At 62.5% G+C, this 15,494-nt stretch carries 11 protein-coding genes; 5 read left to right on the top strand and 6 right to left on the bottom strand.

What is annotated here, in order from left to right; translation table 11 throughout:
- Position 1 precedes the first annotated feature (1 nt).
- Positions 2–760, bottom strand: coding sequence for a transporter substrate-binding domain-containing protein (locus F3H95_RS12070; RefSeq protein ID WP_244618000.1), 759 nt, complete (start codon positions 758–760; stop codon positions 2–4).
- 298 nt (positions 761–1,058) lie between these two features.
- Here F3H95_RS12070 and F3H95_RS12065 point away from each other — a divergent pair, with 298 nt between their 5' ends.
- Positions 1,059–2,087, top strand: coding sequence for a LacI family DNA-binding transcriptional regulator (locus F3H95_RS12065; RefSeq protein WP_149746148.1), 1,029 nt, complete (start codon positions 1,059–1,061; stop codon positions 2,085–2,087).
- A 161-nt stretch (positions 2,088–2,248) separates the two neighbouring features.
- On the opposite strand, the gene F3H95_RS12060 is transcribed toward F3H95_RS12065, so the two are convergent.
- A complete protein-coding gene (locus F3H95_RS12060) occupies positions 2,249–3,994 on the bottom strand; it encodes a C2 family cysteine protease (RefSeq protein WP_149746147.1) in 1,746 nt (581 codons plus the stop codon).
- A 310-nt stretch (positions 3,995–4,304) separates the two neighbouring features.
- Between F3H95_RS12060 and F3H95_RS12055 the strand changes: the two genes are divergently transcribed.
- Positions 4,305–6,422 (top strand): type I secretion system permease/ATPase, encoded by a 2,118-nt coding sequence (locus tag F3H95_RS12055; RefSeq protein WP_149746146.1) that lies wholly within the window; start codon positions 4,305–4,307, stop codon positions 6,420–6,422.
- 15 nt (positions 6,423–6,437) lie between these two features.
- Entirely contained in the window at positions 6,438–7,832 is a 1,395-nt protein-coding gene (locus F3H95_RS12050) for an HlyD family type I secretion periplasmic adaptor subunit (RefSeq protein ID WP_149746145.1), read from the top strand.
- Positions 7,833–8,003: 171 nt separating this feature from the next.
- On the opposite strand, the gene lldD is transcribed toward F3H95_RS12050, so the two are convergent.
- The 4 genes from lldD to F3H95_RS12030 form a co-directional block, all read right to left on the bottom strand.
- Entirely contained in the window at positions 8,004–9,143 is a 1,140-nt protein-coding gene (gene lldD, locus F3H95_RS12045) for an FMN-dependent L-lactate dehydrogenase LldD (protein ID WP_142881212.1), read from the bottom strand.
- A complete protein-coding gene (locus tag F3H95_RS12040) occupies positions 9,140–9,892 on the bottom strand; it encodes an FCD domain-containing protein (protein WP_149746144.1) in 753 nt (250 codons plus the stop codon). The genes lldD and F3H95_RS12040 overlap by 4 nt, the downstream gene beginning before the upstream one ends.
- A 354-nt stretch (positions 9,893–10,246) precedes the next feature.
- Positions 10,247–12,346, bottom strand: coding sequence for an ATP-binding protein (locus F3H95_RS12035; protein ID WP_149746143.1), 2,100 nt, complete (start codon positions 12,344–12,346; stop codon positions 10,247–10,249).
- Positions 12,343–13,089 (bottom strand): response regulator transcription factor, encoded by a 747-nt coding sequence (locus F3H95_RS12030; RefSeq protein ID WP_142881209.1) that lies wholly within the window; start codon positions 13,087–13,089, stop codon positions 12,343–12,345. Before F3H95_RS12030 ends, F3H95_RS12035 begins: the two co-directional genes overlap by 4 nt.
- Before the next feature lie 248 nt (positions 13,090–13,337).
- Between F3H95_RS12030 and F3H95_RS12025 the strand changes: the two genes are divergently transcribed.
- Complete coding sequence (locus F3H95_RS12025) at positions 13,338–14,333, top strand: ABC transporter substrate-binding protein (RefSeq protein WP_185969739.1); 996 nt, start codon at positions 13,338–13,340, stop codon at positions 14,331–14,333.
- A gap of 112 nt (positions 14,334–14,445) precedes the next feature.
- Positions 14,446–15,471 (top strand): ABC transporter substrate-binding protein, encoded by a 1,026-nt coding sequence (locus tag F3H95_RS12020; protein WP_142881207.1) that lies wholly within the window; start codon positions 14,446–14,448, stop codon positions 15,469–15,471.
- Positions 15,472–15,494 lie beyond the last annotated feature (23 nt).

Here is a 15,494-nt window from a genome sequence, read left to right as displayed (position 1 = left end):
GTCAGAATGTCGGCAGAACCGGCATCGGGCGGCCCGTCCATTTGGTGGCGATCCGGTCGAGATCGCCGGAGATCTTCATCAGGTAGATCGAAGTGTTGAGCCACTGGCGCAGTTCGAAGTCATCGAGCTTGGTGGCCATGGAATTGCCTTGCTGGAAGAAGGTGAAGCCCACATGCAGCTGTGCGTCCGGCCGCTGCTTGATGATGGCTTCGCCAACCGTGGAGGGCAGGGCGACGGCATCGGCCTGGCCTGCGATCACCGCCTGCGCACTGGTGGAATCGTCCTCGAAAACGACGATCTGAAGGCCCGGCACCGCCGCCTTGCGGAGAGCCGTTTCCTGGGAGGAGCCGCGATTGACGGCCACACGCTTGCCCTGCAGGTCGGCGAGCTTGGTGAAGGTGGCGCCCGGTCCCGAGATGATGTCCATGTTGAAGGCGCTGTAGGGCTGGGTGAACATCACGGTCTTGGCGCGCTCGCCGGTCGGGGCGAGGGTCGCGACCAGGAAATCGACCTTGCCGGTCTGCAGAGCAGGAATCCGGGCCGGCGGCGTCAGCGGCACCAGTTCCACGGGAAGCGACAGATAGCTGCCGAGCAGGTTTGCGACATCGACATCGTAACCTGTGGGATTGCCCTTTTCATCGACCATGCCCATCGGCGGCGCGCCGGTCAGAACACCGATGCGAACCTTGCCGCGCGAGATGATGTCGTTGAGCGTTACCGCCCCTGCCTGTCCTGCCGTTGCCAGCGCCGCAACACCCATGGCAACCGCGGCGATCGCCGCCCGCATGCATTTTCCGAGTCTCATCGCATTCCTCCACTTTGTCGTTTCGTTTGCTCCGGCGTTCCCGCCGGCCTGCATCGCAGGACAAGCTCCGGGTCTGTGTCTGGCAGGGGGGATCGGACAATGCGCGCCGATGGTGGCACCGATGCTTCCCGCCCCTCCCAAGGCGTCTTCATCCCGAGCTTGCTGCCTCCCGCAGCATAGGTTATCGTTAACCTAATTGAATGGTATCGATAACAATTCGTGCCGTCAAGAATGATTCAAGAGGATGTGCGCAATGGCTGAGCCCCCGTCGAAAACCGTCATCACGATCCGTGATGTCGCCGGCCTCGCCGGTGTCAGCCAGATGACGGTTTCGAAGGTAATGCGAAACGTCGGCAACATCTCGGCCACGACACGCGACAAGGTGCTGAACGCGGCGCGCGAGCTTGGCTACGTACCCAACAGCCTGGCTCAGTCGCTGAGTTCCCGCAGGAGCAGGCTGGTTGCCGTCATCATTCCCTCCATGGCGGATGTGGTGTTTTCGGAGGTGCTGAGCGGCGTCAACAGCGTGCTGAAGACGCAGGGATTACAGACTTTCATCGGTGAATCCCACTTCGAACCCGAGACTGAAATGGAGCTGATGCGCACCATGCTCTCGTTCCAGCCGGCGGGATTGCTGCTGAACGGAGGAATGGTGCGAAATCCCGAGGGCGATGAGCTGCTGCGAAAGCGTGCCTGTCCCGCCATCCAGCTCTGGGACTGCGAGGAGAACGATCTCGATTTTGCCGCCGGCCCCTCGCATGAGGAGGCTGGACGGATGGTGGCTGAACGTTTCCTCGCGCAAGGCGTTTCCCGCATCGCCTATATCGGCACGGAACTGGAAAAAGACCTTTGTGCAAAGCGCCGCTATCTGGCCTTGCGCGCCCGCCTTGCGGAGGAGGGCATAACGCTGGTCACCCGGAACTCGGAAGGCATGCCGCGGCAGGCTGTCAGCGGGCGCGTTCTGGCCGAACAGCTGCTGGCCGAGCACCCCGATATCCAGGCGATCCATTTCCTCAATGATGCAATGGCGCTGGGCGGACTATCCTATCTGCATGAGGTTGGCATTCAGGTTCCCGAAGGCGTGTCGGTGATCGGATTCAACGGCACCTCGATAGCCAACACCGTGCGCACAAGGCTGACCACGGTCGATGTTCCACGCACGGCCATCGGAGAAATCGCGGCAAGGGCGCTCCTGGATCTTGTTGGCCGGAAAGCGTCACCTTCGTTCTGGCGTGCACCGCTCAGTCTCGTTGAAGGCAACACAACCCCAGCGATCCGGTAGAGCCCGCGCGCGTATCCGTGCGTCGCGCCCGGGAATGCTGGTTGGTGCAGGCCATCACGAACAGGCCCATCCGCTGGAACGGTTGCCTGAGGCGGGATGCCGACGACAAAAGAGCCGTTCGACATCTCTCACCATCGCTTTCGCCTGGGCCGGCCTGGACTTCATGCAGCCGTCGCGAGTTCGATCCTCGGGCTTGTGGAGGACAGGCTTGCGAGAACCGATGTCGCCGAATCCGACGAGGTAAGACCGGCAATCGAGCTCGTGAGCTTCGTCGCAGCCGATGCAACGGACGAGGTTGCCGCGCTGACATTGTCCACGGTGATTACATCCTTTGCGGCCAGCAGTGTCGAAAGGCTGACCTCGAAGGTCGTCCGCCAGGACTGCGAGGCTCCGCCTGTGCCCCAGGGATTGTAGATCTTGAACATGTTGGTCGCGCTGTTGAAGCCATAGATGGTCATGGCATGGCTGGCGACCAGCGTGGTCTTGTTCTGGGCATCCTTGGCGTTCGTGTAGGACGACAGCACGACATCATAACCGGCATTGAGCGCGGCGATCAGAGAGGTCTGGATGCTTGCGGTCGAAAGCCCGGTCTTGACCCCCGTATAGGCCAGTGATGCATTGCGGGTGTAGGCCGCCCAGCTCGAGCCGTTGCCGTAATATTCGGTAATGGTGCTGGCACCGGTGAGGGCGGCAAGTGCATTGGCCACATAGCCGCCATTGCCTATGGTGGAATAGGAATTTCCGTAGTTCACCGAGGTGTTGCCGGTCGATACGCCGCCGGTCTGGAACTGTGCCCAGGCCTTTTCCGCCAGCTGGCCCCACAGGCTGGAGCTGGAATAGTCGAACTTGTAGCCGCCATTGGCCAGCTGCGTGTTCACCGTGACATATTGCGGCTTGCCGTTGGAATAGAAGCGAACGCCGTAGGTGCCGTTTCCGTTGTCGGTGAACATCGACTTCAAGAGGGCTGCATTCTGGTTGGCGATGGAAGCGCAGCTGGACAGAAAGTAGCAGTCGCCCAACGCGCCCTGGTTGATGTCCGTCATGGCGGGGCCAGAATCAGCAAACAGCGGCTTCGAGACGATCGAGTAGCTGATCGTCATCGTCGTGTTTGAGACCTTGACGGATGAACTCGGTGTGTCCGTGCCCAGCAGCCATTTGCCGGTCAGTCTCGATATCTGCGTCGCTGTTGAGCCGATGGCGAGATTTCCAAGCTTTACCGATGATGCCGCACCACCCGTCCAGGTGGCGTTCGCGCTGTGGCCGTTGACCAGAGCGCCGAACACATAGCTGAGGTAGGAGGACGTCGTGGCGGTTGCGGAGAGATTGGTTGCGATGGTCTTGAGATCGGCGAACTGCTGCGACGTCAGGTTGGATTTCGTGGTCGTCAGCGTAGACGCCAGATTGGTCAGCATGGTTGCCAGCCCGGTTCCGCTCACGGTCCCCGTCGAGAAGGCGGCGGTCAGGTCTCTGGCAATCGAGGAGGTTGTCACCTTCGACACCCATGTCGGGAGGAAGCTGGCGGTCGTCGATGGCTTGCTCGGGGTTGTCGCTGCGACAACGGCAACAGGCGTCCTGGTGGCAACCGCCACGGTCGCCAGTGTCGGAATGGAAGAGACAAGCGCCGAGACCGGATGAGCGTAACCCTCAGGCGAGGAGCCCCGCGATCCGGTTGCGGACGACAATGCCGTGGACGCGCTGCTTGTGCCAGTCTGCCGCGGCGTAATTGCAGATGTCGACGGCTGGACCGATACGATCGCAGCCGCAAAGGCGTTGGCCTGCGCGGCAAAGAGATGCTCGGATCCGAACGGAAGCGAGGAGCCCGGATCGTCAGCCCAGGCGGTCGTGCCGCCGGCCTTCTTGCGAGCTGCCGACAATGCCAATGCCATGTCGTCCATCAGTTCAAGCATGCCACCCTCTTTCCTCGTCGGAGTTGCTCGTTGGGCGAGACCGTGACATGCAGCTCTTGATGCGCTTTTACAGAGAAGGCTAAAATTCTAGCGACTACCCCAAAAATTGTAGCTGGTCTGTGTGTTGCGCAAGCGGGCGGGTGCCTGCCAGGTGCCTCGGGGCGTCAGTGCGGCCCTTCCTCGCGCGGCAGTCGGCATCAGCACTCCACATCCATAAAGCTTTAACTGAATTATCCGAAATTTCCGTTGTTTAACGGCTTCGCAAAGGCGCCGTCCTAAGCTCCCCGGCACAACGGGGCTTATACTGACGATGACGACTGAACTGCCCGATAGCGGTGCATGGGCTTTGGCGCTTGTTCTTCACCTGAACGGCATTGTCACGGACCCATTGCGGCTGTGGCGGGACGCCGGCAAGGCCGGCCCCTTCGATGTCACGGACGTCCTGCGCAGCGCGAAGGGGTTTCCCGTCAAGGCCAGGCGCGTCGTCATGACCGCAAGACGCCTGGAACGGGTGCCTTTTCCTGCCATCCTTTGCCTGAGCGACGGCAGCTTTGCCGTAGCCGGCAAATATGTCGACGGACAGGTTCTCGTGCAGTTCATCGATTCTGCCGCCCCGCGGCTGGTCCCCGTTGCCGAGCTGATGGAACGTACGTCCGGTCAGTTCGTCCTGCTGGCCAAGCGTGCGCCCGTGTCCGATCTGGCGCGGCAGTTCAACCTCGGCTGGTTCCTGTCGGCGGCTGCGAAGTACCGGTTCATTCTCGGAGAGGTCTTCTTTGCCTCCTTCGTGCTGCAGCTGTTCGCGCTCGCAACGCCCCTGATCTTCCAGACGGTCATCGACAAGGTCCTTGTCCACCGTGGATATGAAACCCTGACCGTGATGGTCTGTGGCCTGGCACTGATTGCCCTCTTCGATGCGGTGCTGTCCGGATTGCGGACCTGGCTCTTTGCCCATACCAGCAACAGGATGGATGTCGAGCTGGGCTCGCGTCTCTTCAAGCATCTGGTTCGACTGCCGCTTTCCTATTTCGAGGCGCGTCGTGTCGGCGACAGTGTTGCCCGGGTGCGTGAGCTCGAAACGATCCGCCAGTTCATGACGTCGACGTCGATGACGCTCGTGCTGGATCTGCTGTTCGGGACGATCTTCATCGGAGTGATGTTCCTCTATTCATCGACGCTTGCCTGGATCGTCACCGCAAGCCTGCCGCTCTATGCGCTTCTCTCCCTGTCGGCCACGCCGGCTTTCCGCAAGCGGCTGGACGAGAAGTTCAGGCGCGGCGCGGAAAACCAGGCTTTCCTCGTCGAAAGCATCACCGGCATCGAGACCATCAAGGCCATGGCGGTGGAACCGCAGATCCAGAACCGGTGGGAAGAGCAGCTGTCTTCCTATGTCTCCGCCAGCTTCTCGGCGGCACAGCTGGGCAACGGCGCATCACAGGTTGCCAACCTGCTCAACAAGGGGCTGACGGCGCTCATTCTGTACATAGGGGCCGGCCTGGTCATCGCAAACAGGATGACCGTCGGCGAACTTGTGGCGTTCAACATGCTGGCCGGACAGGTCAGCGGTCCGATCCTGCGGCTTGTTCAGGTCTGGCAGGATTTCCATCAGGTTCGCCTGTCCGTCGATCGCCTTGGTGACATCCTCAATACGCCGGTGGAACCGCAGGGCGCAACCGCCGTCTCCATTCAGAGGATTGACGGCGATATCCGCTTCGAGGACGTGACGTTCCGCTATGCGCCGGGAGGGCGCGCCGTGGTCCGCGGGCTCGATCTCAGGGTCCGGGCCGGTCAGGTCGTCGGGATCGTCGGCCCCTCCGGATCGGGCAAGAGCACGCTCGCAAAGCTGGTCCAGCGTCTCTATCAGCCGGAGAGCGGCCGCATCCTGATCGATGACATCGACATCAGCCTGCTGGATCCGGCCGTGCTGCGCCGTCAGATCGGGGTGGTGCTGCAGGACAATATCCTCTTCAATCGCACGATCCGCGAGAACATCGCGCTGGCAGATCCGACGATGTCGCTGGAGCGCGTGATGGAGGCTGCCCGCATGGCCGGCGCGCACGACTTCATCGCCCAGATGCCGCTTGGCTATGACACCAAGGTCGGCGAGCGTGGCGTCTCGATGTCCGGCGGGCAGCGCCAGCGCATTGCCATTGCGCGGGCGCTCGCCGGAAACCCGCGCATCCTCATTTTCGACGAGGCGACCTCGGCGCTGGATTCGGAATCCGAGGCCGCCATCCAGGCCAATATGAGCGCGATCTGCAAGGGACGCACGGTCCTCATCATCGCCCACCGTCTCTCCACCGTTCGCCGTGCCGACCGTATCCTCACCATTGAGGAGGGCTGTGTCGTCGAGGACGGAACCCATGAGACGCTGGTGGCCGGAGACGGGCGCTATTCGAGCCTGTTCCGCCTTCAGGCCGGCCTTCGATAATCGGGAGTATCGATCATGGCACTTTTTTCTCATGCACCCGAGCGAAGCTTCCTTCCGGCAGCCCTGGAGGTGATGGAAACGCCGCCCAATCCACTGGGGCGCCTTCTCATCGTCGCGATTGGAGTGGCCACACTCTGTGCCATTGCCTGGGCCTATTTCGGTCGCGTCGATATCGTTGCGGTCGCGCCCGGAAAGTTTGTGACACCCGTGCGCACACAGGTCGTGCAGGCCTTCGAGACGTCGACGGTTGCCGCCATTCGCGTCAAGCCTGGCGATGTGGTCCGCGCCGGTGCGCCGCTCATCGAACTCGACAAGACGACCGCAGTGGCCGAACTCGACAGGGCAAGGCGCGACGGGGCGCAGGCAAGGCTGGACATCGTGCGGCTTGATGCCTTTCTGGCAGGGAAGGAGACGGCTTCCTTCCAATCGGTTCCGGATGCGCCGATCGATGAGGTCAGACGCGCCGAGGAACAGCTGCGGACGCAGGTGGTGGCTCGCAATGCAAGGATCGCCGGCATCGAGCAGGCGATTGCCGAGAAGCTCGCCGAGCGCGAGTCGCTTCGCCAGACGATCCTGAAGCTGGATGCGACCCTGCCGCTGATCGAGAAGCGCAACGAAATCGTGTCAAAGACGGCGCAAGGCGGCTTCCTGCCGCAGTATCAGGCGCTGTCAAGCCTGCAGGCGGTGGTCGAGGCCCGGGGCGAACGACAGGCCGACGAAGCCAGGCTCGTGTCGGTGGATGCCGCCATCACGGGCTTGCGCCAGCAGTTGATCGCCGCCGGGGCCGAAATTGCCAATACGGCGAGCGCCGATCTCGCCAGCGCCCGGCAGCGTGCCGTTGCCGCTGATGAGGCGCTGGCCAAGGCCGAGCGCCGGATCGCGCTGCTCACGTTGCGCGCCCCCATCGACGGGCAGGTGCAGCAGATGCATGTCTTTGCGGTCGGGGGCGTTCTCACCCCGGCGGCGCAGCTGCTGTCGATTGCCCCGATCGATGCCCCCGTTGAAATCGAGGCTCAGGTCAGCAACCGCGATGTGGGTTTCGTTTCACCGGGACAGAAGGTCGAGATCAAGGTGGATGCCTATCCCTTCACCCGTTTCGGCCTGCTGAAAGGCACCGTTGTCTCCATCGACCGCGATGCCGAAGTGGGCAGCCCCTTGCCCGGCGCAACCCCGCAAGGAGCCGAGCGCGGCGCGGACAGCGCGGATGCCGTAGAGGCGGGCGAGCGCCTGCGCTACTCGGTCCGTGTCGCGCTTGACCCCGGCGCCTCCCTGACCGATGGCGATCACACCGCATCGATACAGCCCGGCATGTCCGTCAAGGCCGAAATCCTCACCGGCAAGCGGCGCCTCATGGATTTCCTTCTCGCCCCCCTGATGGAACATCTCCACGACGGCTTGCGTGAACGGTGATGTCATCACTGCCGTATCGTGGCCTGATCCCTGCGTGTCCCGATCGATCCCGACGTGCGGGGAACGATGTGTCATGTTTTTCAAAGGGCTCCTGACAAGCCGCAACGCAAAGCGCGGGCGGCCGTGCCACCCGCGCGGGTCATGAGACGATCGAGAGCGTGCAGCGCCGCCTCAGGCGGCGCGCACCAGGCTGTCTGCGGAGATTTCCGATATGCTGCGGGCGCCGGTCAGCGTCATCGCCACCCGCATTTCCTTGGCAAACAGATCCAGCAGGTTTTCCACGCCGGCGCCGCCGGCTGCCGCAAGCGCATAGACGAAGGCGCGGCCTATCAGCACGCCATCGGCACCCTGCGCCAGCATGCGAACGACATCGAGACCGGAGCGGATGCCGGAATCGGCGAAAATCGTCATGTCGCCCTTCACGACCTCGGCAATCGCCGGCAATGCTCTCGCCGAGGAGAGCACGCCGTCCAGCTGGCGTCCGCCGTGGTTGGAGACGACGATGCCATTGGCGCCGAAGCGGACCGCATCCCGCGCATCCTCGGGATCGAGAATGCCCTTGATGATCATCGGCCCCTTCCAGAAGTCACGGATCCATTCCAGATCCTTCCAGCCGATGGAAGGGTCGAAATTCTGGCCGAGCCAGCCGACATAGTCCGAGAGATTGGTCTTCTGCTTGCGATAGGCAGACACATTGCCGAGATCGTGCGGCTTGCCGAGCAGGCCGACATCCACCGCCCAGGCGGGATGGGTTACCGCCTGCAGGATGCGCCGCAGCGGCGCATTGGGCCCTGACATGCCGGAATGGGCATCGCGGTAGCGGGCACCTGGCACCGGCATGTCGACGGTGAAGACCAGCTTGCGGATTCCTGCTGCCCAGGCGCGCTCCAGCACGTTCTTCATGAAGCCGCGGTCGCGCAGGACGTAGAGCTGGAACCAGATCGGCCGGGCAACGCTCTGCTGCACTTCTTCAATGGGGCAGACGGATACGGTGGAGAGAGTGAGCGGAATGCCCTTCTTGGCCGCCGCGCGTGCTGCCTGGACCTCGCCGCGACGCGCATACATGCCGGTCAACCCCACCGGCGCCAGTGCGACCGGCATGGAGACCGCTTCATCAAAGAAGGTGGTCGAAATGTCCACCTCGCCAACACTTTTCAGAACCCGCTGGCGCAGCGCCAGATCGGAGAGGTCTTCCGAGTTGCGGCGCATCGTGTGCTCGGCATAGGCGCCGCCGTCAATATAGTGGAACAGGAATGGCGGCAATCGACGGCGGGCGGCTTCCCGGTAATCGGTCGACGACGAGATGATCATGGCGACGTGTCCTCCTGGGGGATCGTGTGGCGCAAGGCCGTGGCCCGTCGCAGGCGGGCCGCTTCTTCTTCGATGTGGCGCAGCCTGTCCTCGACGAAGGAGAGATGCAGCGCTGCTGCATGGCGCGCCTCCTCCGCCCGTCCGGCAAGAATGGCCTCGACGATGGACCGGTGCTGCGCGTTCAGCGCTTCCACCGTATCCGGCAGCTGATGCAGTTTCGTCAGGCTCTCGGCGATGCTGACCTTCAGCAGGTTGAACAGGCCGGACATCACCTGTCTGAGAACCAGATTGTGGGAGGCCTCGGCGATGGCCAGATGAAAGGCGGCGTCTGCCCGGGATTGCACGGCCGCGTCGTCTGAAGCCGCGCAGACGGCATCGAGGGCGGCCGTCAGCCTCTCCTTGTCCTGCTGGCCGGCACGCAGCGCCGCGTAATAGGCGGCATTGGTTTCCAGCGACTGGCGGATTTCCTGAATGTCGCGCCAGTAGCCGGCCTCGCTTTCGGCCAGAGGCTGCAGCGGTTTCAGTGCCTGGTCGAGAGCCAGATCGGCCGCCGGTTCCGCGATGAAATTGCCACCACCGCGGCGGCTGACGATCAGACCGCGGCTGACGAGCTGCTGGATTGTCTCACGCAGACGCGAGCGGGACACACCCAGATCCGCGGCAAGTGTCCGCTCCGGCGGCAGTCGGGCTCCGGGGGCGAGATGGCTGCGCACAATGAAGGCTTCGAGCTGTTCTGCGAGCGTTGGCATGGTGGTCCTCTGTTTTGGTCGTACCAAATTTTAAAGTTCTGCACAACTGCACTGTAGTTTTTTCAGCATTTTGTGATTGTTCCGTTTTATATTTCAAAATTGGTCGTACCAAAAATGGATGTTTTGGAGGTGTTCTGGGGGCATCGCCATGTCACATGGTCTTGCGGGGGCGACTGGGCGGTATTCTTCCGAAAAGGTTTTCGTTTCGTGTCTGACCACGGTGACGGCGGCGATCCGCGCGTTGGCTTGGATCAGGTTGGCCAGCGCCGGATGGCAGAGATCGCCACTGTTGGGTCTGAACTTGAGCGGGCAGACCGCCTCGACACGCGATAGCCATCCAAACGAACGGCACCTCTATGACCCCAGTGGAAACTTCAATCTGACTGTCGTGCCCTTGTCTGGTTGCGAGCTGAGGTCCACGTCCCCGCCGCTCTGGCGCACGAATCCGTAGACCATGGCGAGGCCGAGTCCAGCGCCGCCCTCGTTGCCGCGGGTGGTAAAGTAGGGTTCGAAAGCCTTGTCGGCGATCTCCTGGCTCATGCCCGTGCCGGTATCGCTGACGGCAACGATCAGCACATGGTCCTGCTGGCTGGCCGACAGGGTGATGCAGCCGCCATCCGGCATGGCCGCTGCGGCGTTGAGGCAAAGGTTGAGGATGGACTGTTCGAAGAGCGAGGGGTCAAGGGCGACGGGTGGCAGCGTGCCGGAGAGATCAAGCCGGATCGTGCTCTTTGCCCCCACGGCAATTTCCAGGATATCCACCATGCCGCGCAGCACGCTGCCAACGTCTATCAAGGTAGCGTGGATCGCCTGTTGGCTGCCGATCGACAGCATGCTGCCGGCGAGCGCGCTGCCCCTGTCTGCTGCCTTGCGGATGCGGGTGATGTGGCGTCTCTGACGTTCGGTAAAGCCGCCCTCGCGCTCGAGAAGGCCGAGACTGCCGGTGATGATGCCGATCATGTTGCCGACCTCGTGGCTTAGTTGATGGGTCATCCGCATGATGCCATCCAGACGCTGTGCCTTGGCGGCTTCAGCCTCCTGACGGTCAAGCGCTGTCACATCCCGTGCCAGAAGCACGATGCCGCCATCCGGCTGGCGTGACACGGAGACCTCGATGATCTCCTGATCCCGGGTACGGTGGCGGATGCTCACCCGCTCCGTCAGCGTTCCCGCATCATCGCCGGATGGCAGCAGATGAGGCTCGATCGCGGGTGCTGTTTCCACGAAGCGGCGCAGCGGCAGCTTGCGCGACGAGCCGGTGCGCCCCATCAGCTCGATCATGCGCCGGTTCATGGTGATCGGTCTGCCTCTGGCGTCGAACAGGGCTATGCCCTCGTTCATGGTCCTGAAGGTTGACCGGATGGTGCGCGCCGCCGCCTCGGCTGTCCGCCGGAGCCGCGACACGCGATCGACGCTTTCCTTGAAGGCGCGAAACGCGTCGGACAGGTGAACGAGTTCCGTTTCGGTTCCGGCATAGACCGGCAGGCCGGCATTCTGCTCGCCTCTCGTCAGCGCATTCATGCCGTTCGACAAGGCGGTGATGCCGCGGGAGACGCGCATCACCGAGCGGATCGAAATGATCGAGAGAACGAGCACCAGAAGCGAGGCAAGCGCCACCATGGCCAGAAGACGGCTGAGCGCATCGGAGGCAGAGGAAAGGCGGTCGTTCAGGCGCAGGGCTGCCGCCTCGCTCTGGGTTTCGGTTGCGTGGGACAGATCCCGGGATACCGAATGCAGCTGTGCGACGGCGCTGCGGATGGTAAACATCTCCAGGAGATACTGCGTCTGTGCCTGGAAAACCCGCTCGTAGGGATGAAGCTCGGCCTGCGACAGCGTGGGACCTGTCCTGTCGGATTGGCCAAAAGCTGCCGTTTCGGCCACGTAGCGTCGCTGCAGTTCCCCCAGCTGGAACAGGCTTGCCGCATTGGAGACCGATTGCACGATGACATTCAGGCGCTCGCGCAGCCGTGCATCGGCGACGCGGCTGCCCGTCGCGATCTCGCCGAGTGCCGCTGCTGCGGCGGCCTTGTGGCTCTGTGCGGCGTCGGCATGGGCTGCCAGCGTCAGTGTCTGCCTGCGGATTGCACTGAGCAGGTTGACGATCTCGTCCGTCGCGATGCCGCCGGCCGGCGCTTCCCCGCCGACCGGCATCATGGAGACGAGCAGGCTGTCCACCTGGGCCACCACCGATCGGCTTTCGCTGGAGACGCGATAGGGGGAGGTGGCGTTCATCAGAAAGGGCGCGCTGGAGACGAGGTCGGAGACCTGCCGCGACACAAGCGAGGCCCGGGCCAGACTGGAAAGCGCTTCCACGCTGTAGGTTGCCATTTCCACCCGGGCTTTCTGCAGCCCGTAGATCGCCACCGCCGAAAGGATGACGACGCAGGTACAGATGAAGGCAAGGGCAAAGGGCAGGCGGAACGCGATCGATGACAGGAAATGCCGGCTGATCACGGCTGCATCTCGGCATCGTCGGTATGCAGGACATAGCCCTTGCCGCGCCGTGTCTGAATGTGCTGCGGCAGGTCGGGATTGCGCTCGATCTTGCGGCGCAGCCGCAGCACCAGCACATCGACGTTGCGATCGATGAACCTGTCCGTTTCGGCGCCGAGCCGGTCGAGGATGTGCGCGCGGCTGACGGGGCGGTTGGGCGTTTCCGCAAGGATTTCGAGAAGCGCAAATTCCGCAGAGGTCAGCGTCCGGCTGCGGTCGGCAAGGCAGATCGCGCGCCGCGCTGCCAGATCCACCGCCCAATCGCCGAGACGCAGCGCATTTGCCTCATGCTCCCGGTCGCTCTCCTTCTCCACCCGGAAGGAGGGGATTGTCCGGCGCAGCACGGCCTTGATGCGCGCGGTCAGTTCAATGGGCTCGAACGGCTTGACGACGTAATCATCCGCTGCCGTTTCCAGTCCCAGAACCCTCTCCGTTGCACTCCCTGCCGCGGTGACCATGACAATGCCGATGGACGCGTGGCTGCCTGCGCGCAGGCGCTGGGCAAAGGTGCGCCCGGAAATGCCGGGCAGATTGTGATCGACGAGAATGAGATGCACCCGTTCCCGCGCCAGCATCTGCTCGGCCTCCTCGGCAGAGGATGCGCAGGACGGCATCCAGCCTTCCGCCTCCACGAGATCGGAGATCAACTCCGCCATGTCCGGATCGTCCTCGACGATCAGGATCCTGACCTTCTGATTCAACACGTTGCAGTCCTCCCGGGGGTGATCATAGGCAAGCGGAGTACAAACTTCAAAACCTGGATGATGAAGCCAACTGTCACGATCGTAATATTCGTAACATTATTCGTTTGCATTCGCTTACCGTTGAAAGATCGGTAACCATTCCGGCGGTTGCGCAAACCGCGTGATCTGACATCCTTGCGCTCAGGAATGGAACGGGGAGGTTCCAGGTGGAGGTTGACGTGAGGGCTGGCGCCGCTTTGTGCGCAGGGATTGCCGTTTGGCTGCTTGGTGCAGCATCCTGCTTTGCCGGCGACAGGCTGAACATTCTGTGTGGCGTGGATGAGGCCTGGTGCATGACGATGCAGCAGGCTTATGAAGCGCGCACCGCCACCCGCATCAACATGGTGCGCAAGAGCACGGGCGAGATCCTCGACCAGATCCGCGCCGAAAAGGATGCCCCTGCGGTGGATGTCTGGTGGGGCGGCACCGGCGATACCCATCTTCAGGCAGCATCGGAAGATCTTCTTCAGGCCTACACCTCGACGCGTGAAACCGACCTGTTGCCCTGGGCGCAGAACTTCTTTGCGCTCTCAGGCGGCAGGGCTGCCGGCATCTATGCGGGAGCGCTGGGCTTCGCCTACAATTCGGAGCTTCTCGGCAAGCAGAATGTATCGGCTCCGAACTGCTGGAAGGATCTCACCAGCCCATCCTATCGCGGCCGGATCCTTGCCGGTAATCCGACCTCTTCCGGAACGGCCTTTACCATGCTCGCAACGCTGGTCCAGCTGTTCGGCGAGGATGAGGCCTTTGCCTACATGAAGGCACTTGACCGCAACGTCGCGGAATATACCAAGGCGGGCGCTGCTCCGGTGAAGGCTGCGGCACGGGGGGATGCGCTGATCGGCATTTCCTTCATGCATGACGCCGTGACCCAGAAACAGGCCGGCGCGCCGCTGGTGATCGTCGCGCCCTGCGAGGGAACCGGTTACGAGATCGGCGCCGTCAGCATCATTCGCGGCACGTCGCGGCTGCAGGAGGCGCAGCGTTTCGTCGACTTCGCACTCAGCCCTGAAGGTCAGGCGACGGGCTTCCAGGCAGGACAGAACCAGGTTCCGTCCAATGCCAGGGCGAGCCTGCCTGCCGGCGCACCGGACCTTTCTCTCATCAAGATGGTCGATTACGATTTTGCGACCTTCGGGTCGCCTGCCGAGCGAAGTCGCCTTCTTGCGCGCTTCGACGCGGACGTGCACCCGCCCAGCCAGTAGCGCTCCCATCATCCCCTCTCCTTGCAGCAAGGCGGCGGCCGGCAGGCCGGTCCCGCAGAGCGAGGAGTTTGCCTTTCATCTGTCTTCAGACGCATTCAAACGGAGGAAAATCATGCGACTGACACTGCTTTCCACCCTGCTGTTCGCCGGAACGGCGCTTTCTGCCCTGCCGGCACATGCGGCCGGCGAACTCAACCTGATCTGCGCGGCGGATGTGGTCATCTGCGAACAGATGAAGGGCGACTTCGAAAAGACGCACGACATCAAGGTCAACATGGTGCGGATGTCGTCCGGCGAGGCCTATGCCAAGATCCGTGCCGAGGCCCGCAATCCGAAGACGGATGTGTGGTGGGCGGGAACGGGCGATCCGCATCTTCAGGCCGCCAGCGAAAATCTGACCCTCGAATACAAGTCGAAGATGCTGGACGAGCTGCAGGACTGGGCCAAGAGCCAGGCCGAAAGTGCCGGTTACAAGACGGTTGGCGTCTATGCCGGCGCGCTCGGCTGGGGCTACAATACCGAGATTTTCAAGAAGAAGGGCTACAAGGAACCGAAGTGCTGGGCCGATCTGCTGGCACCGGAACTCAAGGGCGAAATCCAGATCGCCAACCCCAATTCTTCCGGTACGGCCTATACCGCGCTTGCCTCGCTCATCCAGATCATGGGCGAAGACAAGGCCTTCGATTATCTGAAGCAGCTGAACGTCAACGTCTCCCAGTATACCAAATCCGGCTCGGCGCCGGTCAAGGCGGCTGCCCGCGGGGAAACGGCCCTCGGCATCGTCTTCATGCATGATGCCGTGGCCCAGACGGCCGAAGGCTTCCCGGTCAAGTCGATCGCGCCGTGCGAAGGCACCGGCTACGAGATCGGTTCCATGTCCATCGTCAAGGGCGCCCGCAATCTCGAGAATGCGAAGATCTGGTACGACTGGGCCCTGCAGGCGGATGTGCAGTCGCGCATGAAGGAGGCCAAGTCCTTCCAGCTGCCGTCCAACAAGAAGGCGGAAATCCCGAAGGAAGCGCCGCGCTTCGAGGATATCAAGCTGATCAACTATGATTTCAAGACCTATGGCGATCCGGACAAGCGCAAGGCGCTTTTGGAGCGCTGGGACAAGGAAATCGGCGCCAAGGCCAACTGATGCGCATCGGGCCGGACCACCCT

The sequence above is a fragment of the Rhizobium sp. RU35A genome, from assembly GCF_900156005.1.
GTDB lineage: Bacteria > Pseudomonadota > Alphaproteobacteria > Rhizobiales > Rhizobiaceae > Neorhizobium > Neorhizobium straminoryzae.
The sequence above is the reverse complement of the archived record's forward strand: the minus strand, read 5'-3'. Positions and strand labels throughout refer to the sequence as shown.